Source organism: Legionella bozemanae (assembly GCF_001648595.1).
Taxonomy (GTDB): domain Bacteria; phylum Pseudomonadota; class Gammaproteobacteria; order Legionellales; family Legionellaceae; genus Legionella; species Legionella bozemanae.
Genome location: NZ_KV441807.1, coordinates 138,575 through 165,293 on the forward strand (window position 1 = coordinate 138,575; position 26,719 = coordinate 165,293).

The window sequence follows — 26,719 nt, forward strand, 5'->3', positions numbered from 1 at the left end:
GCAATGGCCGTTACGATGCAAATTTATACAATTACCGGTGGTGAGTTGATTAAAGCATTTTATAACGCCACTGCCGCATTGTTTCATTACGATGGAGTATTAGGCGTTTTTAGGACAGCACTCATTATTGGCGGGGTATGGACTGTTGGCCAATTTATTGTGACGCGCGATATACGTCATATGTTTTTCTATATTTTTAAATATGCCTTTGTCATTTCATTTATCTTAACACCTACCTGTAATCTGCAAATTCACGACCGAACAGATCCACTACGTCCAGATTTAACGGTTGATAATGTACCTTTAGTTTTGGGAGTGGCTGGGGGCTTGAGTAGCCTGTTAAGCGATAAAATAACACGACTTTTTGAATTCTTTTTTCATTCTCCTAACGACATGGATTACAGTCAAACAGGTATGATCATGGGGGCAAAGCTCTTTTTATCTGCAGCCAACATTAAAATCACCGATCCCATGTTTAATGCAAACATGCAAAAATTCATGCAGCAATGTGTCTTTTACGACGTGATGTATGATCGATACAGCTTAAAAGACATTAATCAAGCAAGAGATATTTGGGAGTTGGTTAAATCAAATGCTTCAGTTGCGCGTGGATTTATTTACGATAGGCGGTTTAGATCTTGTGTGGAAGCGGCCACCTTATTAGATGGTGCGTGGAATAGCGTTATTGAAGATGCTAAAGCCAAGTACGCAGGGTTTGTTTTTGGTAATCATACAGAGGCTAAAGCCAATTTTGAAAAGTATCTACCTCAAGCCTACAATCATTTAACTGCCATGTCCGGTGATGCAGCGGCGCTGATTCGGCAAAATATGATGGCCAATGCGATTCGAGATGGTGTATTTTCAATGGGCGCGCGTGTGAATTCCAAAGCAGCCATTGATAGTTTTTCAGCAAGCCGTACGCAAGATAAAATTCCCGCTGCACTAAGTAATATCGGATTAATGTCTGCTTATTGGTTGCCTATGCTGCAAAGTCTTTTGTTTTGCATTGTTATAGGGTGTTTTATTTTCGTTTTGTTCTTTTTCCCGTTTCCCTGCGGCATTACATTTTTCCAATTTTACATAACACTTTATGTGTGGCTCGCTTTGTGGGCCCCCATGTTCACAGTGATTAACTATATTATGACCACTTTGACACAATTTTCATTATCCTTTGTCTCAACTGGTGTAACTACTCTGGCCTATCAAACAGGTATTAATCAGGCATACGAAAACATGGCGGCGTTAGGTGGGTATTTAGTTTTGGCAACTACGACATTGAGTTATATGTTAATCAGTCGCCAAGTGGGTAGTTTTATGGCGATTGCACAACAACCGGCGGGCATTGTTCAAAATGCCGCGTCCTCTGCGGCTGAAGAAGCACAAATGGGTAATTACAGCTATGGCAATACCAGTTTTGCCAATCATAATGGATTTAATAGTAGCTCCTTCCATAATGATCGCAATGCAAGAGTCTCATTAGGTGGTATTGAAACCAGTCTTGATAGCGGATCGATTGCCCGAATATCACGAGATGGTAGTGAAACACTGACGATGGCAACAGCAACTTCTCATACACCACTTAATATTCAATTAGGAGAAAGCACACGTTCTGCATTTTCCGAATTATCTGACAATGCGAAAAGTGCGGGCTTTAATAAATCCATTGCTTCATCACAGCAATATGCTGCATCGCTTCGAAGCTTAGCAGAGTTAGGTGAGACGCAATCACATAACGAACAAAGTGGACTAGGACATCAAATATCGACTTCTGCAGGTTTTAATCAAGCAGCATCAAAGATTTCTAACCTCATTGATACCTTTGCTCACGATCATAATATTTCACGAGATGAGGCCACGAAAGTATTAGGTGCTGCCAGTATTAATTTTGGAGCATCAGGTGGTTTTGGTACTGGTTCTGCTGTTCCTGGATTAAAAGGAAATATTGAATTGGGAGGAAATTTACGTCGTGAATGGGATAAATCAAACTCTCATCAAGATGCACGCTTGATGAATGAAGCACGTCGTTTTAGTGACGAACATCATTTTACAGCTGTAGTTAATGAGGCAAGACAAGCGACTAAAGATGAGCATTTTCGTGCTTCTGATGAGTTTAGTGGACGCTTGGCTAATAACTTTTCAGCAGGCTTCGATAAATCCATGCATTATCGTGATGAGGCTATGGCAAGTCTTTCTGAATCAGAGAGCTACCACCGACAAGCAACTCTATCCAATGAACAAACAGCATCAATTAATCTTGATGCACAAACAGGTTTTATTGATTGGTTATCACATCATCGTGCACCTAATAGTCAGGGCACTATTGGGTTGCAGCAGGCAGAATGGCTTATTCGCCATGATCCTGAATTAGCGCAGTCTTATGCGCGACAATTTGTTGCTGAAAAAACTGAACAAACGATTAAACAATTTCAAAAAAATCATCCTATTAATGAACATCTGGTGCAACAAAAAAATAATGTCTTTAAAAATCATATTACAGGTACTGAGGGCGTAGATCATGTGCTTAATGATTACTCTAATACTTTGAATGAGAAAACAAAGAACATCAATGTAGGTAACGTCAGCAAAGAATCAGTTACAGCAGTTAACAAAGATTTTGTTCGCTCCAATAAAGAACTCTCAAAAAATTTAGGCGGTATTGTTCAAGATGGTTCCCAACTGATGCAGGATGTAATCGTCGCTCAATCTAACAAGGACGTAAAATGATGGTTACCAGGAACGTGTACCATAGGGGTTTCCTGAGATATCCATACCACTGCTGCCCGACATCGGTCGGCCTGAGCTTGGATTTATACTCACATGGGAACTGTAATGATTTGAGCGATGGTAACTGGGTGATTCATTTGCTGAAAATGGTTGGTTTAATGACGAAGAACCAGCTCCGCTATGATATCCCAATGATAATGCATAACCTAAGTCAGAGAGCATTAAAACAAAGCCAAAAGAGGAACCAAGACCAAACGACGCAAAAGGCAAAGCCACAAACAAGAACCAATCAGCGCAATAGAAAAATAGCGAACCGCTATTACTTGGAAACGATCCAAAAGCAAGAAAGGCTAATAATTCAATTAAAAGAACAAGGGATCCAATTCCAATGGAAGCCAACCGAATTTGTTTTTGTTGCGCAGTGGGGAGCTCATCGATTGAGCAAATTATCACTTGCCCTTTATGGTTTTTCTCCATTGGATTTTCTCCTTTTTAGTTATTGTAGCGTGAGTTTTACTTTTTTTATACTGATTGGAGAGCAATGATGGCTGTAAATCCAATGAAATTATTTATTCGAGGTGGGATAAATTTTTTGCACAATGTGCGTATGTTTACACAAGTTAGTAAACAAGTAACTGTTGCGACGCTTATAGCTTTCTTAGTTTTTTCAGTTATAACTTTTTATTTTAATACCACTGTTTATCAACGTTATATAGGGCAACAATGGATTAAAGCACACGTAATGATTCTTATACAAAGCAAAGCGAAACAAGTGGTGCGTATGCCAACAGGTGAGTCTTATCCTGTTTATTCGGTACAAATTGTCAAAGCCTCTATGGTTAATACATTTATAAATCAACTAAAGTTGGCACTATTTTATAGTCTGACAGAGTCATTATTTGCCTCTATAGGTATGTTAATTGTTATAGCTAAGTGGTTGCAAAAAAAAGGGGAAAATCAAAGTAAATCTAAAATCATTCGTGGCAGTGAGTTGGTTGATGAGGAAGAGTTACTAAAATGTATAAAAAAAATAACGAATGTTTCTCCTTATAAGATTGGACGTGTGTCGCTACCTTGGGGTTCTGAAACCCAGCATATACAAGTAGTGGGCACAACGGGTTCTGGAAAAACGGTTGCTATTCGCAATCTATTAACAACGATTCGGGATAGAGGTGAACGTGCCATTATTTATGATAAAGGAGGAACTTATCTATCTCGTTTTTATCGTGAAAATCAGGATGTGATTTTAAATCCCTTAGATAGCAGAGGGCACTCATGGAATGTCTGGGCTGAGTGTGAAGACAAGGCTGATCTTGAGGCTCTAGCTGAGGCAATTATGCCTATGCCCGTTAATAACTCGATGGATCCTTTCTGGATTAAAGCCGCTCGTATGATTTTTGTATCTACAGCAAATGAGCTAAAAAACGATCCAAATCGCTCCAACCTTATGTTATTGCAATATTTGCTTACAGCAGATTTAGGTCGTATTCATCACTTATTACGCCACACTGAATCAGAATCATTGGTTTCCGATAAAGTACAAAAAACTGCGTTAAACGTAAAAACAGTAATGGCCACTTATTTAAAATCATTGTTGTATTTGAAGGATGATGGCGACCTATTTTCGATTCGTGACTGGATTTTGAATGATCAGAGTAACTCCTGTTTGTTTGTCAGTTCAGATGGGCGCAAACATCCAACAATTAGACCTTTAATATCAGCATGGATTAATACAGCTACCAAAGAACTTTTAAGCTTAGCACCGAATGATAATCGAAGAGTATGGTTTATTTTGGATGAGTTGGCTACCTTGCATGCTTTGCCTTTTTTGAGTGCCGTTAAATCAGAAAGCCGTAAATTTGGTGGTTGCTTCTTATTAGGCCATCACGGTGCATCTCAATTGCGTACTATTTATGGCAACGATGGTGCTGCATCTCTTTCAAATTTGTGTTCGACCCGTTTATTTTTGCGCTTACCCGAACACACTGATGCAGAACATGCTTCTCGTAATATTGGTTCTTATGAAGTCGAAGAAGTGAATGAATCCGTTAGCTATGGAGCGAACACGATGCGGGATGGGATTTCAGTGTCTAGACAGATTAAGGAAAAGCAATTGGTGTTACCTACTCAAATCCAGGTAGTTAATGATTTACAAGGGTATTTGCGTGTTAAGGGTGAGTTTCCTGCTGCAAAAATAACGCTTGATTATGTTGATTATCCGCTTATTCATGAGCAGTTTATAGCACGTGAAATTGATCCCGACCCACTTCGTCAAAAAATAGAGAAATTAGTAGATACCTACAGTGATCCTCTTCTAGCTGCTTCTCACGATGAAGCATTAGAGCAAGTAAACACACCAAAAAAAGAATTGGTGAAGTCTAACCTCAAAGAAAAAGAGAGTGTTGAGTTTCTATAATCAAAGTTGCGGGGAAAGCATGTTAAGTATCCAACCATTAAACAGTGCTGAAGGAGCGGCCTCTTATTATCTTGATGTTGTTAATTATTATGCAAACGATTCTAACAGCGTGCGTTGGCTGGGTGAAGGGGCTAAAGTACTTGGTATCCACGGAAAAACTGTGGAGCAAGAGCAAATGATGGCTCTTCTTAAAGGAAACTTGCCTGATGGAACCCAACTTGGACGAATTGATAAAGACGGAATTCATCACCGCCCAGGTTTTGATATGACGCTTACGGCTCCCAAATCTTTTTCGATTTTACTTGAAAGTGGTGCCGATCCAAGACTTGCAGAAGTATTTGATAAATCTGTTGAATGGTTCGTTGAGGAAATGGAAAAAGAGTTTGCTCAAGCGCGACAATTTGTTGATGGTAAAGTCGAATACATTGATACCGGCAACCTAGTCATAGCAGCTTTTCGCCAACCCAGTTCGCGCGCCAATGATCCCAATTCGCATACACACCTTGTAGTTCAAAATATGACTCAATGCCCAGATGGAAAGTGGCGATCGCTTGCGAGTGATATGGATAGCCAGAAAGGAGTGGTTGAGCAAATCATGAAACACCACATTTACGGCGGGCTTAAATTTCGCAATAAATTAGCAAATTTAACCAAAGAACTCGGATATCAGTTGGTTTATGATGGTGATGGTTTATGGGAAATTCAGGGAGTACCTGAACAGATATTAACTCATTTTTCAAAACGAAGAGAGTCCATCGAAGCTGTGCTCGATGAAAAAGGCTGGAGTGGTGCTAAAGCATCGTCAATTGCGGCTCAAAAAACAAAATTAGATAAAGAAATTGTTGATTTTGATCAATGGAAAGAAGACATCATCCAGGAATGCCAGGAGATGGGTTTTAATCCACATCAATTAGTGGAGTCCTCTTTAAAGCCGCAACAAAGTCTATTTAAAACCTTAAAAGAAACTATTGTGGAGCGCTTTTATGGCAAAGACAATATCGAAATGAATTATGCCAGAGAATCTGTGTATGTGGCTATTGAATCAATCAGCCAACAGCAAGCAGTATTTGAGGAAAGAGAGCTCAAAAAAGAGGCACTTAAACATGTAATAGCAAGTAATAAGATAATCGATGAAACCTTAATTAATAAAGCGATTGATGAAAGTATTGCCCATCAAAATCTGTATAGGGCAAGACATCCTTTTACGCAAAAGCCTTTGTTGACAACCCCCTGGCAACTGACATTAGAAAGCGAGGCGATTCAGCTTATAGAAAATGGCAAAGGTGCTGTTTCCGCTATTTGTTCAAAACAAAGGGTAAGTGATTTTATAAAAGCAAAAGAACAAGAGATGGCATTTGCTTTATCTCCTTCACAAAAAAAAGCCATGACCACGTTTTTAACCTCAACAGACCGATTTATTGCCATTCAAGGTTACGCTGGAACGGGTAAAACTACTATGTTACGTTTAACCAGTGAATTGGCATCCCTTCAGGGTTATGAAATTCGAGGTATTACAGCAGGTTCAGCAGCTGCTAATGAACTGCGCCATAAAGGTGGATTAAATGCTTCTACTTTTGCTAGAGAATTGGGACGATTACAGAATCAGCAACAGGATTTGAGTAAAACAATATTTGTGGTGGATGAGGCTTCCATGTTATCTAATCCACAAGGCCATAAAATTATTAAATTGGTGGAACAATTTAATACACAACTAAAAATCATTGGCGATAAAGCCCAACTTCCATCACCATCCAGTGGGAAATTGTTCTCTGTAATGCAGGATTATGGAATTAAAACTGTTGCCATGACGGATAATCTTCGCCAGAAGGACATGGTATTAAAAGAATCAGCTATTCATGCAGGGCGGGGGGAAGTCTATGATGCTGTTGAAAAATTGACCCACGTAGAAACAGCGGATACTTATCTGAAACGAGTGGATTATCTGGCATCTAAATGGTTGTCATTCACTCCGGAAGAGCGGCAAAATACATTGTGTTTTGCACCAACGCACAAGAACCGGCATGACATCACCGAACTTTTACGAAATGCATTAATTAAAGAAGGGACATTAACTGGAAAAGAACATCTGCAACCCATACTCAAAGAGCGCAATTTAACCAGTATCAAACTTCGAAATGCAATCTATTACAACAAAAACGATGTCATTCGTTTTAACAATAGAGCACAACGATACAACATTAAAGCAGGGGAGTATTTAACTGTTGGAGAGGTGACTCATACCCACAAAAAGAATAATACCCTTTCTCTTAAGCGTGAAAATGGTCAAATAATCACCTTCAAACTGTCTTCTTTGCCTGCATTTAAAACTGAAAATAAAGATCTAGAAAGACCAGTCGAGATATATCGTCAGGAAATACTAAACATTATGGCAGGCGATCAAATTCAATGGAAGCGCAATGGTGAAGACAAGGGGATTCGAAATTCTGAATTAGCAACCATCAAACAAATCACCAAAGACGCAGTCATCATTAATACTGAAGACAATCAGACGCTTCATTTAGCTTTTGGTGCAAAAGAACTACATCATATTGATCATGGCTATGTACTCACGACCTATGCCACTCAGGGACAAGATAAAAAAAGAGGGCTTGGTCTTATTGAAAGTTTCAACCGATTTGCCTCAACTATTCAAAACTTTTATGTCGAAACCACCCGAGGTATTTGGGAAATGATCGTGGTTACTGATGATAAAGATCGCTTGGTCAAAGCGATTACCACCAATGATAGTGAGAAATACTCTTCTCTGGATATGGTTGGCTCAGATACCTTGAAAACCCATGAAGGGCGGTTTAAAGACCATAAAAACAGTATGGCATTACAAAATGTTATTGAAAAAAAATTATCTAAAGAACAAGGTTGGCAGGACATGGAACGTACTGTAGAAACCTATCTCCAAAGCAAACAGCAAGGAGACGAACAAAAAGCTGCAAAATTAGCATTTACCATGGTAAATGATCCAAAACTATACCGTCTTGCCAAAGAGCGCCTGAGTTTTAGTGTCAGTACGTATCGACGTGAAGCTCTTCGCTGTCAAACCTCTAAATTATTTCATTCATTACCCAAAACAGAGCGAGAGTATTTTTCTACTGTCAGGCAGTATGTGTCCTTAAACCAGAAAATCCTCAAACGCTGTCAGCATATCAAAGAGCATGCATTGGAACATGGTGTTTCGAATGCAATTTCAAATCAGAATAAAAGAGATCTACAACAGCTTTCTGCCAAGCGGAATAAAGTTGCTTTTTTAATAAGTAGCGATCTTGAGCGTTATAAACCCTATTTGCAGCATTTTTCGATCGGTGAGCTAAACAGGATTGCATTACCTCAGCATGAGTATGGTAAGGAATTAAAAAAAGCACAGATACGCCTTGAATCACTTGGAAAGCAAGCAGCAAAGGATTTAATACGAACCAATGTATCGCTTTATTTAAACACACAAGGTGAAGAAAGAGAAAGGCTCGCAACCTTAATTAAAAGAGAATCCAAGTTATCACATCCTTTTGTTTTAACCCATGCCAAAGAATTGAACCAAAAACCTGAATTGTTATGGCAATCAATCCATAAAGATGCACGCTTGCATAGCGAGAAGTTATTTCGAAATGGATTAAGTACTGAGGGACGGTTGGCCTTTGATATGGTCAAGGCTTATAAATCGTTACAGATGGAGCTTAGGAAGAATTGGTCGTCAAGTCTAAAAGAAGTACAAATCAGTGAAGGGAGGGGAGCTAGCCCAAAATCCATTGAGCTACTCATTCGTCGTAATGAGTTAGCTCATGAATTGATGCAAAACAAAGCCGTTCTTGATGTAGCCTCCTATTTCAAGTTGGATTTGGCAAAGCTAACAACACAAAAAGAAAAACATCAGTATCGGGAAAACATCAAGCAATTTAGTGCAAGTAAGTTTAATTTCAAAGTACGTCTAGCACTAATCAATGAGATTAAAAACGATATCGCTGGCCATTATCCCTTTATTAAAGAAGCAAATCTTGAAATCAAAACCATTAGTAAATATCTACGAGTTACCGACAGACAGGAACGATTATCCACTCTTTCCTCCCCTGAGAAAAAAGACTATCAATGTTTTTTGTCTTATAAAAAAGCCAACATTCAAACATCCAGGTTTTGGCGGGAAGCTTACCTTAATAAATCTGGTGGCGATGTGCAAAATAACAAGCGGATATCAGCAGCAATCAGTCAATCATCAAAACGTGATGCTTTGGCTCATCAATTAAAAGACTCAAAGTACCTTGATTCAATTTTATCTTATGAAAAGGGCAACAAAGAAAAATTGCTCACCCAAGCGAGCAACCACAATATAAAGTTGCGTGAAATTAAAGAGCTAAATGAAGTCGTACACACACTATCAACGCAATTTCTGAGTATCACAAACTCTAACTCTGCAAAAGAAATATCAGCCTGGAAAAAAAATTGGGTCTCGCTTTCCAGTCACATAAAGCAAATTGAACAGGGCAAAGGGTATCAATTAGCTTTGCAAGAATATCCATTGAATGTGTTTTCCATAAAGACAATTAACAAGGAATTAAAGAACAACTATGATTTTAAGCCAGAACCGATTGCTCCAAAGTCATTACAATCAAACAATCCGGTTTTACAAAAAATCAAAAAATCCGCACAATTTTTGGATGCTAGAATAGTTAATGAAGCGCTGATGGCTGATCCAGAAACAACCTATAAATCAATCTGGGGTGAGCCAAAAACGCAAAACTCCAGAGAATTACGTTATTCTGGTGGCTTAATTGTAAGTTTGAAAGGCAAGGATAAAGGATTATGGCATGATTTCAGTGATGGAATAGGAGGAGCTCCGATTCAAGCAATTATGACAAGAGATAAGCTGTCTTTTAAAGAAGCACTTGCTCAAGCTGCATCCATGGCAGGCATAAATCAAAGAGAAGAACTTACCAAATTCATAAAATCCCCCATTTCCAGTAAAATTGAATTACAAAAATTAAGTGACCTTGAAAAGAAGAATAAAGTAATTTCAGCAAAAAGCATTTGGCATAGTTCTGTTCCAGTAGAGGGAACATTGGCCGAAAAATATTTAAAACAACATCGAGGTATAGAATCCATTGATAAAATGGATATACGTTTCTGGCCAATTGACGCTCAGTGGAAAAATTGCAATGAACAAGGATCATTAGAAGATAAAGTTAATAAAATCCCAGCATTAATCATTGCGGCAAGAAATGAAAAAAATGAACTAACAGCGGTTCAACGAATTTACCTGGACAAGCAAACAGCCCGTAAAAATAAATTTATGGATAACCCAAAACTATCTAAAGGAATCATCGAAGGCAGTTGTGGGATTATTCAAAAAGGAATGCGAGGCTCTCACCTTTATATTGCTGAAGGGTTTGAAACAGGCGCATCTATAGCCCTTGCAGACAGCAAAGCCACTGTACTATGCTCCTTTGGCGTTTCAAATATGAAGAACTTAAGCCCAATCATCAAGAAATTCAATGCAAAGGAAATTGTTATTGCAGGTGATAATGATGGCGATTTTGCTAAATCATACAAAGCCATCGAAAAAACAATCGATACCTTCAGACAAGATAACTTAAGTGTAAGAGCTGTATTTCCTGATAGATTACAAGGAAAATCAAAAACAGACTGGAATGATATTCATTTAAATAAAGGAATTACAGAAATCCAAAGGCAACTAATACAAAAGGATACTGGAGTCATTTCATCAATCGTTGATAAGCCAATTGAACTACCAAAAGCAATTGCCGATTTTGCACAAATGAAATTCATGAAGTTAAGCAACAGCCAAATTACTTCCATTAGAGATAATGCAACTATTGACCATAAAAGAGACTTAAATCAACTAGTTGCAGTTTACAATAAAAGCCAACAAGTATTAGAAAAATCTGTCTCCTTCACTCCTGAACAAACACTGCCCATAAAAGCAAGACGTGAAATAGAAATGGAGCTTTAGATACTCCAACCATAGCATAGCGTATGCTCGCACTGAAAATGTTTGTCATTGATAATTAATCTTATGAAATTAAATAGCCTTATTAAACATATCGTATAGATATTTCTTTGGGGCCATTTTAGGACGATTTACAATCGCAAAAATAAAAAAAAGATGGAAAACCAAGTTTTGTGTTTAATTTTTTGCCATACTTAATCTAAAGGATTAAGGGACTTATTATGGAAAGTAAATATAGTAACTACATAGTTTATGTAGACGAAAGTGGTGATCATAATCTTACCGATATAGACGAGCATTACCCAGTATTTGTTTTGGCCTTTTGCATCTTTAACAAAGAAGACTACTGTAAAACTATTGTTTCTAAACTACAGAAAATAAAATTTAAATATTTTGGTCATGATATGGTTGTTTTTCATGAAAGAGAGATTCGACAAGCCATTAGACCATTTCAAAGGTTGAACAACCAACAAATTAGGAATGAATTTATGGATGACCTTACAAATTTTATACAAGAATCTCCTTTTACCTTAATTTCCACTGTAATAAATAAACAAAGACATAATGAGCAATATCTCTATCCTCAAAATCCATATACCTTGAGCATGAAATTTAATCTTGAAAGACTCTATAAATTTTTAGAAGAGAAAGGCGAAACCGATTTAAAAACATATCTGGTGTTTGAAGAAAGGGGCAGAAGAGAAGACAATGAATTGGAGTTAGCCTTTAGAAGATGTTGTGACTATGATAATTATTTAGGTACTAATCTACCTTTTGAAATTATATTTGCAAAAAAATCAGTAAACTCCTGCGGACTTCAATTGGCCGATTTAGTAGGTAGACCAATTGGAAGACATCAGCTAAATCCAGATCAAGGAAATAGGGCTTATGACGCAATAAAACCTAAATTTAGAAGTTTTAACGGTAAAATAGAAGGTTACGGTTTAAAATGCTTTCCCTAAAAAGCGAAAAGCCCTGGTCTTCACCAAGGCTATAACGCCGACCGGGAACCCCCAATCCACTTAATATAATTATAAATCTTTATTTTGATATTACAATACCTCTTTAGGATTATTTTTATTCAACTAGACTAATTTATAAACTATATATTTAATAGAAAACATAAAATTCCCTTGGTTATATGTGCAAATAGTGTTCAAATATTTTGTTTTTTAGTGGATATAACTTTATTATGGAACTTGATAGCAACATCAGTCGAAAATCCGAATTTTTAATTGGTTCAGTTCTTTTAAGTATTCAAGGAGCTACTAAAAATCTTAGAGAAGCTTTGGAGAATGGGAATAGTCAAATAATTTTAATAAGAAGGAGAGAGTTACATCTAGTACTTCAAAGAGGTGAGCTGTTTAATAACAAGTGTTCACCTATTATATCAATAATGGCTTTTCGTTTATTGCGCAACCTAAAATCTGAAGTATTGATTGCTAATTCTCTGATATATGACGCTTCTTTGGTTTTATCTCAATCCCTTTCTCTTGCATGAGCATCTTATCACGTAGTTTTTTTATTTGCCGAGGATAAGTTGACTTTGTTGCATGGAGGGCTAAAGCCCACAAATGCTGTTCATAAGCTTTTCCTTTTTTATTTTTAACAAGCTCACAATCTTCTAAACTTACCTTAAATTGTTTTAAAAAAGGATTTTTTAATTTAGTACGGTATTGAGGAGCAAGTTGGATAGATTTTATTTGATCATTTACTTTTTGAAAGTAATTATGAAATACCATTCGAATAAATCCAGTTTTATCACTAGGCTTATGCATTTTAGTTTGAAATGACTAACATATTTCCGGAACCAACAATTTTATATTCTATTAGAATAGAACAATTGTTTTTATTTTGGAAATACAACATTTCAATTTGGCTATAAAATTCTCTTATAAATTCTTTGGCTTCTTTCTGGAATAACTCAAAATTTAAGTGATTAAGTTTAATGATTTTAGGTTCAACCCTTTTTTTGAAGTCTTCATCAATGATCAGATAGCTTAGAGATTTGTCTTTTGAGCTTTCCCAGCGAAATGCAGCAATAATATCCATTAAATTTCTCCATATCTCAATGACAATGTATTAAAGTCAAATGCTTTTGGTTAATTATAATACAGTATTATGGATATGGCTGGTGTATGCTATTATGGCTAGTGCCCCGAGAGTGTCCCACAAGAAGTAATTTTCTTAAGAAAACTCAATGCCGCTGAGAAGAATCGAATTCCCGACCTTTTGATTACGAACCCGATAGTTTTATTTCAAAAAATATAGGTTTCATATTTAAGTAGATTATTAAAGAATTGAATAGGTTTTTCAAGTAAAGTCAAACGAAATAATATCTATCTTAAGGGGATTTGATATCTTGGGACTACCAGGAATATGACAGAGTATGTTAAAAGTCTTATAGTGATTCCTGTTGAATACCTTTTAATTTATTAAATTTGCTTAAGGTATCTTTGGTTATTTGAACTATTTTATCATCACCAAAATTAAATTTATCAATGGCAATTTCTTTAATAATACCATTAATTTGAATAATGAGCTTTTGGCAATACTCTTCAATGTTTGCAGTCTTTTGCTCATCTTTATTTTCGGACTTACTGTTCATAACCATCAGTCCAATTTCAACAAGCCGAGTTGTCGTATAAGAGAGTGAGTCATTTTCCTTACCAGCTATTTTAATGATTTGCTTATGAAGATTGTCTGGTAAGGTAACAGTGATTCTAGCCATAATATAACCTCTTTTTGCGATTGTGTTGGATGTCTGTCTGATGCATCCATGCACGCCACATCTAGTTATAATTAGATCATATTAGGCTATATATTTCAACAGGTTATGAGTGGTGGTATGCAGATCTGCATCAGAAAAAACTCACAAAGTATTAAAAATGATGCACAATTGCATATTGGTTTTTGATTGCTCATTAACCAATATTTTGTGTTTTGCAGTCAAAATTTGCAAATGTGTATTTATCTTTAATAAATACAAAGGGCTACACATACTGCAACCAGTTGCGTAAGGTGTGCTGTTTTCTTTTTAGAGTTGTCTTGTTCATTAATTTTCAGATCAAGTTTTATGTGAATCTGACTATTTTTTATTAAGCGCGGATCAATTGCGTGTTTGTGATTTAATGTTGAATCTAAATTTCAGCTATCAATTTACACCATGATCACCCGGTTTAACCCACTCTACTCTTTGCTTGTTTCCAGATAGACATCAACTCATCAAAAGTTTGTCCTTCTAAATTAATGAGTTTCGTTTCATGAGCAATCATTTTGACAGCGCGAAGCCGCCGCTCAAATTTTTCCACAGATTGTTGCAGTGTATCTTTGGGATCTAATTTACAAAATACACACAGTGAAAACACGGCATGCAATAAATCACCTATTTCTTCTTGCAAAGCAGATGAGTTATCATTAATTCCAGCCTTTAAATGCTCATCGACTTCAATACACTCACTTTGGATTTGAGCCATAATCTGATCCGTCGTTTCCCACTGAAAACCAAATTCAGCAGCTTCATTTTCTAATGCTGCAATTTTTTCTAATAGATTCATTAATCATTTCCACGTTATTCTTGTTTACCACGTAAATATAAAACTTTTGTGTTCGATCCAGGATTGACTCGTTCTTCTGTTTCAAAAATCTCTGGTTTTCCTTTAACCAAATCACTCAGCTTTTTGAAACCATAAAGCCTGGAATCAAAGTCTGGTTTTAACTTAGTTAAATAGCCACCAAATGTTCCAATGTATGCCCAGCCAGTATCATCGTATGAGTTATTTAATGCTTCCAGAATAAATTCTTTTGGAAATTCTTGTGCTGAGGGCTCATTAGTTTTCGTTTGTTTAACAGGCTGTTTTCTCTTTTTTGATTGACTAATTGGTTGATCAGGTGGTGCTACAGGGCGTAGTACTTCAGTGAAAATGAATTTATTGCAGGCATTACGAAATGCCTCTGGTGTTTTTTTCTCTCCAAATCCAAAAACCTGCAACCCTTCTTCACGAATACGGTTAGCAAGGCTTGTAAAATCACTATCACTTGACACGATACAAAAACCACCAAAACGATGCGTATAAAGTAGATCCATAGCATCAATAATAAGCGCGCTATCCGTTGCATTTTTTCCAGAAGTAAAAGCAAACTGCTGTACTGGTTTTATAGCGTATTTATGCAATACCTTTTTCCATTGTGCGCTAGATGGCAAGGTGAAATCGCCATAAATTCTTCTTACAATCGCATCTCCATAACTAGCAATCTCAGTTAAAAGACCATCAATAATGACTGCTCGAGCATTATCAGCATCGATAAGTACAGCTAATTTTAATGCGGCTTCTTCTGTTGTAATTTTTGTCATGCGTGTGGCCTGTTTTATAAATTATTTATTTTTGGAACGATAAAATTTACACGTAACACCATGGCCAAGATCATCTTTATAATATTCCATACCACACTTCTCCATTACTCGATGTGATGCACTATGTTTGAGTGGTGCAAAAGCAATAATATAATCAGAATTGATATTTATTTTACTCCATTCAAGAAGTGCTTCTAGTGCTTCAGATGCATAACCCATATCCCAAAACTTTCTTACAATAAGGTATCCAACTTCAATTTCCCCTGTTTCAATTGGTCCAAATCCACATCGTCCAATGAATTCATGAGTCAGCTTATTGAATATAACAAATCCAGGTAATCCTTTATCTTTATAAGATTTATAATCTGTTTTATTCTTTGTTTAGTCTGCTCTCGATCTTGTGTTCCATCAGGAAAGAATTTTCTAACTTCTCGTTCTGCATTAAGTTGAGCTACTAGGTCTAAGTCCTCATCCTTAATCAAACGCAAAAACATCCTTGATGTTTCAATTTTAATGGTCATATTGGTTCACTTCAAACCCTTCTGTCTTTGTGTTTTTTATTCATAATGCCATCTCCATTAGTGCTACAGCATGATCATTAGGTTTGGAGCAATATTTTTTAAATTAATAATTGTTTTCAACACTTGATTGACCTGCTCAATACCCATAGTTTGTTGTTCTGATTCTTCCATCACACATGAACGCTCTATATTGTAAACCATCCAGTTAATCCAGTTGCCTTGAACTGCGTTAAAAGCTGCTTGTAGGATATCTTTATTCAAATAGCCTCCTGATGTTGTGTAAGCGCGCATCATTTTAATAAATAATTCTTCATCAAAATGCGTAGTAATACCACTCCAGTTTAAGCTTGTATCGACAATCTCGTGTGTGGGATTGAGTTTATGGGCACATTCCCAGTCAATTAGTATTGGACGGTTGTTATCCCATAAAACATTTTTTTGATCCAGATCCCCATGACTTATGAGTATATGCTTTTTAAGCGCGGGTAGAGAATTTTGAAAAGCTGTATTTATTGAAATGATATCTTGTCGAAGTGCTGTCAATTCATTCGCAAAAGGACAATTACAGAGATTAGCTTTTTGGATTAGCTCAATAAGCTTATCGTTTGGATGAATATCAAATTCAAGCTCGGTAATTTCTGGCACAATAAGATTAATAAGGTGCATTTTTGCAAGAATATTAGCAATTTTCAATGCATGAACTTCAGAAACTGCATCCTTATGTAGTGGTTCGGCGTTTACCCATGGATAAATCAGAAATCCAACGCCATCAATAATTTCAAGATAATTATCCATATGGTCTATTGCTGATACTCCTGGGATACCATGTTCAATAAAGCGTGAGGCAATGGATTCGGTTAAATTGTAATTTTTTATAATGGCTTCATTCGCTAGATTAATATGCGGGGACAGTTGTTTAATGGCGTAAGAGCCTTCATCTGTGTTGATGCGCCACATGGTATGCAGCAATCCGCCATGTATTCTTTTAGGAGCATTTAAAGGAACACCTAATTGAAAAAGATTACAAAGCGATATCATTTGTTGATGGTTCATTTTATTTCACAGTCTCTTTTTTTTAAAATTTTAACTGACGACAGAAATTTTTAGTATAGAAAAATAAAATATCGGTCATGCTAAGACACGTGGAATAAACCCCTCTGCTTGCATTTGCCAGAGCTTATAAAAATGGCCACCTTGATTCCTTATAGGCTCTCAGATTATCTATCCAAATAACGAGTTATTGATTATAGCATATTGATTTATCAGGGGAGATATACTACCAAGTGCAAAATAATTAGTGTTCAAAAAAACATACATTTGTGGAATAATGCAAGTCAGTCCATAACGATGTTTTATGCACTGACCTGTTATTTGAAATGAAAGATTTTTTGATAATGGTTGATTTTTGATAGGATAATGATCTAAATTTTTATAAAATTAAATAGTACAAAATTTTGATTACCAAATTTTGGAGGGACTATGGAATTATTAGATGCAGTTGAGGCATTGGTGAGAAATCCTCTCCTTGATACAGCGATTTTAGAGGATTGGATTTTAAGTAAAAGCTTGGTTGAATCATATAAAAACTCAGATACCCATAAAATCAGGGAGTTAATCACTGGTAAAAAGAATTTTTCGGATATGAGTCATGTGATCCCGTATTCGGATATGAGCCATGTGTTTCCAGTGACCCAATAGGGACTTAAGTGAAAGTTTTAGCATTAGTTGGCACTGGAATTAAAACAATAGCTCATATTACAGAGGAAGCAAAAGGATATATTTGTACTTGCGACAAGGTATTGTATTTAGTTAATGAACCCTTGCTAGAGCGTTATATTCGTAAATTAGCGAAATCATCAGAGTCACTGGATTCAATCTACTTTAACTCTAAATCAAGAGAAAATGCTTATAATAATGTGGCACAATATATTCATAGAGCGATAGAAGATGTAGGCTCTCTATGTGTTGTTATATATGGCCATCCATGTGTGTTTGCCACTCCTGGCTTGCTTGCTTTATCTGTGCTTAGTGATAGCATTAAAACAGTGGTGTGTCCCGGTATTTCAGCTCAAGATTGTTTATATGCTGATCTTCGATTTGATCCTGCATCTGGAGGTATCCAGTCCTTTGATGCTACGGAATATCTTTTGTATGATAAATCAGTAGATACTTCTTCTCATGTAGTGATTTATCAGATTGGTATGGTTGGAAATTTGGGTTTACCAACGAATACAGTCAATTTGGAAGCCATCAATTTTATTAAAAAAAAGTTAATCAAGCTCTATAAAAAAGGAAAAAAGGCTATTGTCTACGAAGCTGCTCTTTATCCTGGTACTCATCCAAAGATATCTGAATTTGATTTAAAGCAACTTGATAGACAGAAGTTAACAACACTATCTACTTTGTATATTCCTCCCGATGAAATACTACGAGTGCCGAGTTCTGATGCATTAAAGTTATTAAATCAAATGGCATAGTTTAAGTGGATGTATCTAATTTTTATTTAATGTGAGGGATTACAATGAGCTCAACAGCCAGCTCTTCTAAAGTAGGTTTTTCTTTTAGTGATTTACCAGTCACTTGTAAGTTATTATTGATTCTTTCTTTTATAGAGGCTATTGGAGGTGGCCTATCTTACCATATTGCGTATTTTTTTAGTGTAAGCACCAATTTTAATAAATTAAATATAGGCTTCTTAGGCTTTTCAATGGGGATTGGAGCTATTTTGGGCAGCATATGTGGTGGATACGTTACGGGAAAAGCACAAGCAAAGGGTATAATTGGGACAAGTTTCTTACTCATAGGCATAGCGTTTGTTATTTTAGCAAAAGTAAGTTCTTTTCACTTATCTGTTGTCTTTGTATTTTTAATGGGATTTGGAATCAATTTATTTATCACTTGCAGTAATTCATCTTTGTTGCAGATTTCAAGAAATACCAACCACAGTTTAACGATCGCCCAATCCTATAAAAACGCACTGGAAAATACTGGTGGTATTGTGGCAATGGTATTAATCATGCTTTTAGCGCAAAATTATTTTAAATTAGCAATGATTTTGGTTGGCGTTACTTTGATATTGTTTTCAATAGTAATTTTTATAAAATTAGAAATCAGTAATCATGATGTAGCTGCAATACCCAGTAATAAAGAAGAAATTGAGACAATCTATAGCTCGCTTATTCCAATGTTATTTTCGGTATTTTGCATCGGCTTAACTTATGGGATACAAAAAACCGTACTAGGAATTCACTTAAACGAAACAATAGGAAATTCTTTAATCATTGGATTTTTTTTCGCAACCGATCCCATTTTAATTGCATTATTCCAAGTAAAATTATCAAAACGGATTGAGCGATTCAATAAACATATAGTTGCTTGTATTGGCTGTATTTTATTAGGGGCATCAACATTTGCTATGGGCCTCTCTTCTACAATACTAGGAATGTTTTGTTCGCTTTTAGTTTTTACTCTTGGTGAGATGTTGTTCATGGCATACTCCGTTGCATTATGTCATCAATATGGAAGCTCTAACCACAGTGGCTTAGGAATAGGGGCGTGGCGTAGCGCATATTCATTAGGCATGATGATTGGCCCTCTCATATCAGGAGTAGCAATGTATTATTTTAATGCCCAAAGCGCCTGGACAATATCTTCTTTGCTTTGTTTTATGAGTGCCTTCTTAGTATTTAATTCTAAAAGAGCACAGCGCTTAGAAGCTGTTTATTGAGATGCATCCTTTAAAAAAAGGCGCATCTTGACAAAAAGTATCATTACTTAAATGATGTACTCCAGGATCATTTTTGAATAAATAATCAATGTCTGAAAGCCAATTTTGTTTGTTCTCAAAACCATGGTAATAAACAAATTGAGCTTTCTTGGCCTTTTCTTCAAGAACTGTATCGGCCCATTCTTCATGAGCAGAGGAAAATAAGTCTTTATATTTATTTGTAACGATTTTTATATTTTCAAGCTCGGAAATTAAGGTTGCTTTTTTTCTGGACAACCCTTGGTATGGTCTAAAAATAGGATGTTGAAGCGAAAAATATACTGGATTTTTTTCAACGTGCTTTTTAGGTATTAATATAGAAGGTTCTGTTTTTAGCTTATAAATGTCTTTTAAAACGTAGCTTATCCATGATGCAGGCAAGAACTCATCGGTATTGGTAAATGAAAACCCATATTTTTCACCTATGAGAATTTCAAAGATATATTTAGCAGTATCTTGAATAAAAAAATCTCGCTCTAAATTTGACTTATCAAAAGCAACCCTAAAAATATGTTGATAATAGTCTCCGTAGTAGGTGTAAGCATAATAATGTAGATAATATTTAAAGAAATATTTATTAATATTGATCCACTCAGGATTGTTAACAATGTTATCTATCCATTTTTCAGAAAAGTAAATGATGGAGGCCCGCCATTTACTTTCAGAGGGGCAAGATTGGTAAATTCGTTTAAAGAACTCACTGTGATCATGGTATGAATTGGGGATGGTACAATCAATTCCAGATCGAATAAGACGATTATGGCTTCTTTTGCATCCAATATTTTGTGTTACAAGGGTGGTTTGTGCCCCAGCCTTTACAGACAGTATGCCATTAGGCAAGTATCGTTTAAGTGGTTTTATCTGTGTTATATGCCCAATGTTAAAAAAATCCCCTTTTTTATCTATGTAAACAGGATGTGTTTCATTTTCTGCATTACCTCTTAAGTACCATTCAAAGCCTTTATCTAATACCAGACCTAATGGACAACTATGAAATCCATAAAAGAGGTCTTTCGTAATTGGTTCTAGAGATGAAAAATTATTAAGGGTTTGAAGCTTTCCTTGGTGTGGAATATAAAAGGTTTCAGAATCTCCAATCAAATCACCATACCCAAAGTTAAAAATATAAAGTGGGAAATCTTTTCCAGGCGCGATTTCATCAACTAAGTAAAAAAACTCAGAGTTAGAGCGTTTTACTTCCTCTTTAATTTCATCCCAACATACTTTAGTAAAATTCCTACAAAATTCCATATTCGTATCATTGTTAATTAAGTTATTGTTATTTTGAACAAAAATGCTTATTTGCCAAATATTTTAGTGATGTAAATGACGGGCGTATTATGTTCTAATCTGATCATGCTTGTCAAATAAGTAAAGTACGTTGTTGTATCGTAATAAGGATTTTGATCATGATGATTGTAGGTGAACAAGGTATTAATGGAGAGTGTATTGCAGTTCAGGTTATTGATAAAATCTTGAGTAGTACAGAACACAATCTTGTTACATTATCCGAGATATTAGGGATATCTTTAAAAAAGCTTGTTCTGAAAAAGGGATTTTCAAATGATGAAATATTAATGATTGTAAATCTAGGAAGTTTAATTAATAAAATACCTTAGTTCCATTCTTGACCCAACCTATGATTTGAAACATTGATGCTGATTCAAATCGTATTTGTGGCCAATCTGGATTGAGTGGTGAGCATATAAATGTATTGTCTTCAGAGCTTATTTTTCTAAATAAGTTCTCATCTGTAGCCTTAATATGAATCAGCACTAAGTCGCAATGGTTTTGTTTTTGTTTACAAAAAGTAACTAAGTCACCCGAATTATAAATAGGGGACATGCTTTTATCATGCACGATAAATGCAAAATCTTCATGAGTTATATTGTCTTGAATTGATGAGGGTATTGGGAGATAACCTTCAATTTTAGACGAGGCATTGATGATAGGGATTGTTAGGAAGGGATTATCCTTCATAGGCTTGTGGTCAGTATCTAAAAATAATAACCATGTTGAAGAAACACCTAATGCATTACCGAGTATCTCTGCATCTTTAAACCTGGGCGATCTTGTTCCTCTTTCCCAATTACTAATTCGTTGCGTTGAAAAACCAGTAACTTCAGCCAATTGTACGGCTGTAAGTTTTTTGTTTTTTCGCGACTCTTTAATTCTTAATCCTATTTTTGATTTTATATCCATAAAAAACCTTGAAAAATAAACAAAATTGTTTATTATAAACGAAATCGTTTATATTCGTGTGTATTGTTTATCTAACGTTTATTATACACATAAGTTGAATGAACAGTAACACATAAAAAATCGATTGAGATAAAAAAATATGTTTAAAGCATTTTCTGTACCTATCTACAGAATAAGTTGAAAAGGAGTATTCGTTGTGGAAAATAATTTTAGGCTACAAATCTGTAAGAGCATCATTAATTATCTATTAGAGTCAACCAACTATACTCTAAAAGATATTGCTACTTTATTAAACTGCTCAATAAGACAATTACATTCAATTTATTTCGATGAGTTGATGCCAACAAACCTATCTTACGAAAGGGATCTTGTGGGGCTTTATCATTTAATTCTTGAGCTCAATACTAATAAACAATATGTGCACCAGGGTTTTAAATGGGCTTGCATATGAATACTTTAAATATTGAAGGGGCTTCAAAGCTTCTAGGAGCTCACAGGGAAACTATCCGAAGAATGGCTGCATCAGGTGAACTACCTGGAGTAAAGATAGGTAGAAGCTGGGTATTTTTAGAACAAGATCTTGTGATGTATTTAAGAAACAAGTACTCTAGTTGCGATGCATTGCAGGGTGTCGCCTATAGGAGCAATACAAAATGGCACTCTACAAAAGAGATGGAATCTGGTGGATCGATATCTTCCATCAAGGAAAGAGAATACGTAAAAGTACTGGGACTGAAATAAAGCAGGAAGCACAACATTTTCATGACCAAATGAAACATGGGCTTTGGTTAGAAAAGCAAGTAAAGTCTATACCGAATAAAACATGGATGGATGCAGTAGTAAGATGGCTAGAAGAGTCAAAACATAAACGAAGTCTAGCTACCGATAAAATTCATTTTGCATGGCTCGATCAACATTTAAGAAATAAAAAACTTTCAGAGGTTGATCGCGATCTTATCGAAGCAATTGCTAAGAAAAAAGAGAAAACGAATGTATCGCTTACTACGGTGAATCGAATTCTTGAGTTAATTCGAGCCATTTTAAACCGCGCTCAAAAAGAGTGGGGTTGGCTTGAATCAATTCCAGCTATTCGCATGAGAAAGGTTGAAAATAAGCGTATACGCTGGCTTACAAAACAGGAGGCTAATTGCCTGCTAAAAGAGCTGCCAGAACATTTAAAAGATATGGCAGCGTTTACATTAGCGACAGGCCTTCGAGAGTCCAATGTGACACAATTAAAATGGAGCGAAATAAATTTAGCTAAAAAGCATGCGCTGATTCATGCTGATGAGTCTAAATCAAAACGTGACATTCCTGTGCCATTGAATAAACAGGCTCTTGCTATTTTAGATGCTCAGCAAGGAAAACATCCAGTATATGTCTTTACCTATCAAGGGAAACCAGTTACCCGGTGTAATAACCATGCTTGGCGAAAAGCTTTAGATCGAGCAAGGATCGAAAATTTTCGTTGGCATGACTTACGTCATACCTGGGCAAGCTGGCATGTACAAAATGGTACACCTTTACATGAGCTTCAACAACTTGGGGGATGGTCAAATTATGAAATGGTTTTGCGCTACGCACACCTTTCTAGTGATCATCTACAGAACGCGGCAGAACGTCTTCATAGCGCACTTTGACTAGAGTATTTGGTTTTAAGGGCACGGGTTTATGACACGTTTTTGCCACAGTAAATTGGTTTTAATGACACAATTGGTAGATAAGTCCTTGATTTTAAATGGCGCGCTCGGAGGGACTCGAACCCCCGACACCTTGGTTCGAAGCCAAGTACTCTATCCAGCTGAGCTACGAGCGCAATGGGGTATGGATTTAATATTTTGCCACTTGCTTCTGGTTGATATTGAAAATTAGTTACCAGAATGGTGGGCCGTATAGGATTCGAACCTATGACACAGAGGTTAAAAGCCTCCTGCTCTACCACCTGAGCTAACGGCCCGCAGGACAAAATATTTTTTAAAATGGTACTCTAAAACTGGTGGGCCGTATAGGATTCGAACCTATGACACAGAGGTTAAAAGCCTCCTGCTCTACCACCTGAGCTAACGGCCCTAAAGAGGCTGGAATAATACCGGATTAGCACAGAATTTCAAGTCTTTTTATGATGTTTCTATTATTTTTGTTATTTTTAAGGGTACAAATATTTTTTTTATACAAAATTGATGCTCTATAAAAAAGAAAATTCCTGAGTTAATTGGGGTTGAAAATAAATATTTTTTTCGGTAGCCAGTATAGTCCAGTTTTGTATTTTTAGTTTATCAGCAAGGATCTGAGCCTCGTCTGCTGAAGTAATGAGCAGTAAAACATCCGCACCTAAAGCGCCACAACCCTTAGTTGCCAATATTTCTGGGCATTTTTTAAACTCACTAATAAATTTTAAACTGTGTTCTGCTACCAAATTGAGCTCGGTTAATTTTTGATGATAGTTGTTTATGGCTGAAATCAATTTTTTGGAATCAATCTGTTCGAATGCTTGTTTTGCTTCATCTACCAAAAAAGATAAATAATCGATCGGACCAGGAAGGGTAGAGTCTTGTAAATGATGATGAGTGGCAAGTTTCATCCCGGTATGGATGAGAAAAAACGACAAATCTTGAAAAGGCCAGTTATAAGACTTTATTATTCTTTGTTGTTTATTAATGTATACACATCCTTGTTGTGACTGTGCTATTACATCATATCCACTAGGCTTTAAGCCTTTTCCGAACCATGATGATTTATAATAAGCACCTAGCATTTTATTTAAATCAGGTTCAGTGCTATTTACAAAACAAGCCGCTAAATAGCTTGCCAAAAATTGTGCACTGGAGGCGCCTAAGCCCCCTCGACTTGCATAAGGGTCATGCCACAAAAGACCTTGTCCTGAGTTTTGTTGCAGCCACCAAAGTCCAGCTGGAGATTCTGGGTGAATTCCAACTAACTTTTCTTGCGCAGTTAATGTAAGTTCAAAACAGGGGGCGGTCATTAGAAGAAGTGCAGAGGCTTCAGCTAAAGCAGCATATTCACCCAGTAAAAAGGTTTTTGCGGGTATTGACCATTTCATACAGCAATCGGTGTTTGTCTGATTTTAGCTAGTAAATCATGAGCATTATTAAGACTAATTCTTTTATGTAAATCCAACCATTTTTGCAAATGTTCTTTAAGCACTGGCATTTCACTTTCATTGGCGCCTGCTGCCAAAAGCAGATTATCAATGTGTAATTTCATATGGCCTTGAATAATACCTTCGGTACATAATGCTTTAATTGCTCCCAAATTTTGTACCAAACCCACTGCTGCAATGACTTGAGCTAATTGATTCGCCGAAGAAATATTCATCATTCGTAAACACATTTTTGCGGTAGGGTGCAATGAGGTAACGCCGCCTATGGTTCCAACAATAATCGGAGCGGTAAGTTGTCCTGTGAGTATTCCATTGTGATAGCGCCAACGTGTAATTGCTTGATATTGTCCATTGCGGGCGGCATAGGCATGTACTCCTGCTTCAACTGCGCGCCAGTCATTTCCAGTTGCGATTAAAACAGGATCAATACCGTTCATTACCCCTTTGTTATGGGTAGCTGCTCGATAAGGATCCATTTCGGCAAAGAGCGATGCTTCTTGCAGCTTTTGGCCAAGTTCATTATCGATAGTATGTATCGTAACTTGAGCGGTTGTTAACTTTTGATCATTTAGGTTTGATAAAATACACATGGTGACTTCTTCACCAGTTAACTGTTCTATAGGTGTTTTTAAGTATTCAAGAACTTGATTAATAATATTGGCTCCCATGGCATCACAGCTATTCATAGTCAAATGAATTACGGCCATGTCTTGATTATCTTCTCTTTTTAGCTGGCGTAATTGCAAGTCCATGACACCACCGCCACGTTTTACCATGTTATCGGCCACATCTTTGTTTGCTCTATTAATCAGATAGGTTCGATTTTCATGAAAAATCTGGGAAAATTTAGAGAAATCTTTAACCTTTGCCAATTGAATTTGACCCAAAATGCATTCGCCTTGAACCCAGGTTTTTATTTCGCCACATTGTCTAATCCATTTAGCAGATTTGGATAAGGCTGCAATGATGGATGTTTCTTCAACAGCCATTGGAATAACATAGTCTTGGCCATTGATATTGAAATTAGTTGCTACTCCCAAAGGAAGCTGAAAATAACCGATTACATTTTCAATCAGTTTATCTGCTAAATTCAGATCTTTTATACCACCGCTTTTAAGAAAAGAAATATCTTCAGAAGTTATGGCTCCTAGTGCTAACAAGCGCTTGAAGCGTTCTTCTCGAGAGAGTTTGGAAAATCCGCGAAATAGCTCATCAGTATTAGAAGATAAAGGCATGCTTTCTCCTTTGAGTAGCCGGCATTGACGCAAGTTTTGTAATGCCATGTTTGCGTTGTTCAAATTGGCTGTAATTTTCTTGCATACCTGATTTTAGTTTCTTGAAAAAAATAAAAGCAATTTTATCATAAAACAGAGATGCAAACTACCTGAAATCATCGGTATTATATGATTTTGTTTTATTTACAAGTCGTCTCTATGTATAAAGTGCAAAGGTTTTCTACAAATGCCTATTCAATCCAGTAAATGCTCATCGTAATCTGTATTTTTTATCTGCTTTATTTATAAATTTATCAATTGTTGTATGCGGATAAAGCCATAACATGTGTTACGCTAGTATGTGCTGTTTTTGTTTTTTATGATTATTCGATAATCTAGTGGTGCTTTTTTGTACCAGGCGATTGTTTTT

General features: G+C 36.2%; 22 protein-coding genes and 3 tRNA genes. 10 read left to right on the forward strand and 15 right to left on the reverse strand.

Annotated elements, in window-relative coordinates; genetic code table 11:
- The first annotated feature begins 3 nt into the window (after positions 1 to 3).
- Entirely contained in the window at positions 4 to 2,724 is a 2,721-nt protein-coding gene (locus A8O27_RS00600; protein WP_058459445.1) for a conjugal transfer protein TraG N-terminal domain-containing protein, read from the forward strand.
- Between the two features lie 3 nt (positions 2,725 to 2,727).
- On the opposite strand, the gene A8O27_RS00605 is transcribed toward A8O27_RS00600, so the two are convergent.
- A complete protein-coding gene (locus A8O27_RS00605; protein ID WP_058459444.1) occupies positions 2,728 to 3,201 on the reverse strand; it encodes a hypothetical protein in 474 nt (157 codons plus the stop codon).
- A 64-nt stretch (positions 3,202 to 3,265) separates the two neighbouring features.
- Between A8O27_RS00605 and traD the strand changes: the two genes are divergently transcribed.
- The 3 genes from traD to A8O27_RS00620 all read left to right on the forward strand — a co-directional run bounded on the left by traD (position 3,266) and on the right by A8O27_RS00620 (position 12,073).
- Positions 3,266 to 5,140, forward strand: coding sequence for a type IV conjugative transfer system coupling protein TraD (gene traD, locus A8O27_RS00610; protein ID WP_058459443.1), 1,875 nt, complete (start codon positions 3,266 to 3,268; stop codon positions 5,138 to 5,140).
- 19 nt (positions 5,141 to 5,159) lie between these two features.
- Complete coding sequence (gene traI / locus A8O27_RS00615; RefSeq protein WP_058459966.1) at positions 5,160 to 11,114, forward strand: conjugative transfer relaxase/helicase TraI; 5,955 nt, start codon at positions 5,160 to 5,162, stop codon at positions 11,112 to 11,114.
- A 218-nt stretch (positions 11,115 to 11,332) separates the two neighbouring features.
- Positions 11,333 to 12,073, forward strand: a complete 741-nt coding sequence (locus A8O27_RS00620; protein ID WP_058459442.1) for a DUF3800 domain-containing protein — start codon at positions 11,333 to 11,335, stop codon at positions 12,071 to 12,073.
- Between the two features lie 480 nt (positions 12,074 to 12,553).
- Here the strand turns inward: A8O27_RS00620 and A8O27_RS19190 are convergent, their stop codons facing one another.
- The 7 genes from A8O27_RS19190 to A8O27_RS00650 all read right to left on the reverse strand — a co-directional run bounded on the left by A8O27_RS19190 (position 12,554) and on the right by A8O27_RS00650 (position 17,039).
- On the reverse strand, positions 12,554 to 12,853 hold the full coding sequence (locus A8O27_RS19190) for a hypothetical protein (RefSeq protein ID WP_235810515.1): 300 nt from the start codon (positions 12,851 to 12,853) through the stop codon (positions 12,554 to 12,556).
- Positions 12,854 to 12,890: 37 nt separating this feature from the next.
- Entirely contained in the window at positions 12,891 to 13,163 is a 273-nt protein-coding gene (locus A8O27_RS19195; RefSeq protein WP_058459440.1) for a hypothetical protein, read from the reverse strand.
- Between the two features lie 349 nt (positions 13,164 to 13,512).
- Positions 13,513 to 13,842, reverse strand: coding sequence for a hypothetical protein (locus tag A8O27_RS00630; RefSeq protein ID WP_235810514.1), 330 nt, complete (start codon positions 13,840 to 13,842; stop codon positions 13,513 to 13,515).
- 448 nt (positions 13,843 to 14,290) lie between these two features.
- Complete coding sequence (locus A8O27_RS00635) at positions 14,291 to 14,668, reverse strand: MazG nucleotide pyrophosphohydrolase domain-containing protein (RefSeq protein WP_058459439.1); 378 nt, start codon at positions 14,666 to 14,668, stop codon at positions 14,291 to 14,293.
- A gap of 14 nt (positions 14,669 to 14,682) precedes the next feature.
- Positions 14,683 to 15,465 (reverse strand): NYN domain-containing protein, encoded by a 783-nt coding sequence (locus tag A8O27_RS00640; protein WP_058459438.1) that lies wholly within the window; start codon positions 15,463 to 15,465, stop codon positions 14,683 to 14,685.
- Between the two features lie 21 nt (positions 15,466 to 15,486).
- Entirely contained in the window at positions 15,487 to 15,789 is a 303-nt protein-coding gene (locus tag A8O27_RS19200) for a GNAT family N-acetyltransferase (protein ID WP_310591138.1), read from the reverse strand.
- Between the two features lie 260 nt (positions 15,790 to 16,049).
- Positions 16,050 to 17,039 carry an aminoglycoside phosphotransferase family protein gene (locus tag A8O27_RS00650; RefSeq protein WP_058459437.1) on the reverse strand — a complete coding sequence of 330 codons (990 nt, stop codon included), beginning with the start codon at positions 17,037 to 17,039 and terminating at the stop codon, positions 16,050 to 16,052.
- Between the two features lie 426 nt (positions 17,040 to 17,465).
- On the opposite strand from A8O27_RS00650, the gene A8O27_RS00655 reads away from it, so the two are divergent.
- Genes A8O27_RS00655 through A8O27_RS00665 form a run of 3 tightly spaced genes read left to right on the forward strand, consistent with a single transcriptional unit; the run spans position 17,466 to position 19,713 of the window.
- A complete protein-coding gene (locus A8O27_RS00655) occupies positions 17,466 to 17,684 on the forward strand; it encodes a hypothetical protein (RefSeq protein WP_058459436.1) in 219 nt (72 codons plus the stop codon).
- Positions 17,685 to 17,692: 8 nt separating this feature from the next.
- On the forward strand, positions 17,693 to 18,463 hold the full coding sequence (locus A8O27_RS00660) for an SAM-dependent methyltransferase (protein ID WP_058459435.1): 771 nt from the start codon (positions 17,693 to 17,695) through the stop codon (positions 18,461 to 18,463).
- Positions 18,464 to 18,507: 44 nt separating this feature from the next.
- Positions 18,508 to 19,713, forward strand: a complete 1,206-nt coding sequence (locus A8O27_RS00665; protein ID WP_058459434.1) for an MFS transporter — start codon at positions 18,508 to 18,510, stop codon at positions 19,711 to 19,713.
- Here A8O27_RS00665 and A8O27_RS00670 read toward each other — a convergent pair.
- Entirely contained in the window at positions 19,696 to 21,003 is a 1,308-nt protein-coding gene (locus A8O27_RS00670) for a hypothetical protein (RefSeq protein ID WP_058459433.1), read from the reverse strand. The genes A8O27_RS00665 and A8O27_RS00670 overlap by 18 nt on opposite strands.
- 158 nt (positions 21,004 to 21,161) lie before the next feature.
- Here A8O27_RS00670 and A8O27_RS00675 point away from each other — a divergent pair, with 158 nt between their 5' ends.
- Positions 21,162 to 21,371, forward strand: coding sequence for a hypothetical protein (locus A8O27_RS00675; RefSeq protein ID WP_058459432.1), 210 nt, complete (start codon positions 21,162 to 21,164; stop codon positions 21,369 to 21,371).
- Here the strand turns inward: A8O27_RS00675 and A8O27_RS00680 are convergent.
- The gene (locus A8O27_RS00680; RefSeq protein WP_058459431.1) at positions 21,355 to 21,954 is read right to left on the reverse strand and encodes a helix-turn-helix domain-containing protein; all 600 of its coding nucleotides are present in this window, start codon (positions 21,952 to 21,954) and stop codon (positions 21,355 to 21,357) included. The two genes, A8O27_RS00675 and A8O27_RS00680, sit on opposite strands and share 17 nt — an antisense overlap.
- 447 nt (positions 21,955 to 22,401) lie before the next feature.
- Between A8O27_RS00680 and A8O27_RS00690 the strand changes: the two genes are divergently transcribed.
- Together A8O27_RS00690 and A8O27_RS00695 are read left to right on the forward strand one after the other, a co-directional pair.
- Complete coding sequence (locus A8O27_RS00690; RefSeq protein WP_259293068.1) at positions 22,402 to 22,695, forward strand: helix-turn-helix domain-containing protein; 294 nt, start codon at positions 22,402 to 22,404, stop codon at positions 22,693 to 22,695.
- The gene (locus tag A8O27_RS00695) at positions 22,608 to 23,594 is read left to right on the forward strand and encodes a tyrosine-type recombinase/integrase (RefSeq protein ID WP_058459428.1); all 987 of its coding nucleotides are present in this window, start codon (positions 22,608 to 22,610) and stop codon (positions 23,592 to 23,594) included. Before A8O27_RS00690 ends, A8O27_RS00695 begins: the two co-directional genes overlap by 88 nt.
- A gap of 99 nt (positions 23,595 to 23,693) precedes the next feature.
- Here the strand turns inward: A8O27_RS00695 and A8O27_RS00700 are convergent.
- The 5 genes from A8O27_RS00700 to A8O27_RS00720 all read right to left on the reverse strand — a co-directional run bounded on the left by A8O27_RS00700 (position 23,694) and on the right by A8O27_RS00720 (position 26,310).
- Positions 23,694 to 23,770: transfer RNA gene (locus tag A8O27_RS00700), tRNA-Arg, on the reverse strand.
- A gap of 65 nt (positions 23,771 to 23,835) precedes the next feature.
- Positions 23,836 to 23,911, reverse strand: a tRNA-Lys gene (locus A8O27_RS00705).
- 37 nt (positions 23,912 to 23,948) lie between these two features.
- Positions 23,949 to 24,024 (reverse strand) — tRNA-Lys (locus A8O27_RS00710).
- A gap of 115 nt (positions 24,025 to 24,139) precedes the next feature.
- Entirely contained in the window at positions 24,140 to 25,015 is an 876-nt protein-coding gene (locus A8O27_RS00715; protein WP_058459427.1) for a hypothetical protein, read from the reverse strand.
- Positions 25,012 to 26,310 carry a hydroxymethylglutaryl-CoA reductase, degradative gene (locus A8O27_RS00720; RefSeq protein WP_058459426.1) on the reverse strand — a complete coding sequence of 433 codons (1,299 nt, stop codon included), beginning with the start codon at positions 26,308 to 26,310 and terminating at the stop codon, positions 25,012 to 25,014. Before A8O27_RS00720 ends, A8O27_RS00715 begins: the two co-directional genes overlap by 4 nt.
- Positions 26,311 to 26,719 lie beyond the last annotated feature (409 nt).

Bases quoted from the DNA above. Each gene is read 5' to 3' on its own strand.
- A8O27_RS00600 (WP_058459445.1), top strand. From the start codon at position 4: ATGGCCGTTACGATGCAAATTTATACAATTACCGGTGGTGAGTTGATT.
- A8O27_RS00605 (WP_058459444.1), bottom strand. From the start codon at position 3,201: ATGGAGAAAAACCATAAAGGGCAAGTGATAATTTGCTCAATCGATGAG.
- traD (WP_058459443.1), top strand. From the start codon at position 3,266: ATGATGGCTGTAAATCCAATGAAATTATTTATTCGAGGTGGGATAAAT.
- traI (WP_058459966.1), top strand. From the start codon at position 5,160: ATGTTAAGTATCCAACCATTAAACAGTGCTGAAGGAGCGGCCTCTTAT.
- A8O27_RS00620 (WP_058459442.1), top strand. From the start codon at position 11,333: ATGGAAAGTAAATATAGTAACTACATAGTTTATGTAGACGAAAGTGGT.
- A8O27_RS19190 (WP_235810515.1), bottom strand. From the start codon at position 12,853: ATGGTATTTCATAATTACTTTCAAAAAGTAAATGATCAAATAAAATCT.
- A8O27_RS19195 (WP_058459440.1), bottom strand. From the start codon at position 13,163: ATGGATATTATTGCTGCATTTCGCTGGGAAAGCTCAAAAGACAAATCT.
- A8O27_RS00630 (WP_235810514.1), bottom strand. From the start codon at position 13,842: ATGGCTAGAATCACTGTTACCTTACCAGACAATCTTCATAAGCAAATC.
- A8O27_RS00635 (WP_058459439.1), bottom strand. From the start codon at position 14,668: ATGAATCTATTAGAAAAAATTGCAGCATTAGAAAATGAAGCTGCTGAA.
- A8O27_RS00640 (WP_058459438.1), bottom strand. From the start codon at position 15,465: ATGACAAAAATTACAACAGAAGAAGCCGCATTAAAATTAGCTGTACTT.
- A8O27_RS00650 (WP_058459437.1), bottom strand. From the start codon at position 17,039: ATGAACCATCAACAAATGATATCGCTTTGTAATCTTTTTCAATTAGGT.
- A8O27_RS00655 (WP_058459436.1), top strand. From the start codon at position 17,466: ATGGAATTATTAGATGCAGTTGAGGCATTGGTGAGAAATCCTCTCCTT.
- A8O27_RS00665 (WP_058459434.1), top strand. From the start codon at position 18,508: ATGAGCTCAACAGCCAGCTCTTCTAAAGTAGGTTTTTCTTTTAGTGAT.
- A8O27_RS00670 (WP_058459433.1), bottom strand. From the start codon at position 21,003: ATGGAATTTTGTAGGAATTTTACTAAAGTATGTTGGGATGAAATTAAA.
- A8O27_RS00675 (WP_058459432.1), top strand. From the start codon at position 21,162: ATGATGATTGTAGGTGAACAAGGTATTAATGGAGAGTGTATTGCAGTT.
- A8O27_RS00680 (WP_058459431.1), bottom strand. From the start codon at position 21,954: ATGGATATAAAATCAAAAATAGGATTAAGAATTAAAGAGTCGCGAAAA.
- A8O27_RS00690 (WP_259293068.1), top strand. From the start codon at position 22,402: ATGAATACTTTAAATATTGAAGGGGCTTCAAAGCTTCTAGGAGCTCAC.
- A8O27_RS00695 (WP_058459428.1), top strand. From the start codon at position 22,608: ATGGCACTCTACAAAAGAGATGGAATCTGGTGGATCGATATCTTCCAT.
- A8O27_RS00715 (WP_058459427.1), bottom strand. From the start codon at position 25,015: ATGAAATGGTCAATACCCGCAAAAACCTTTTTACTGGGTGAATATGCT.
- A8O27_RS00720 (WP_058459426.1), bottom strand. From the start codon at position 26,310: ATGCCTTTATCTTCTAATACTGATGAGCTATTTCGCGGATTTTCCAAA.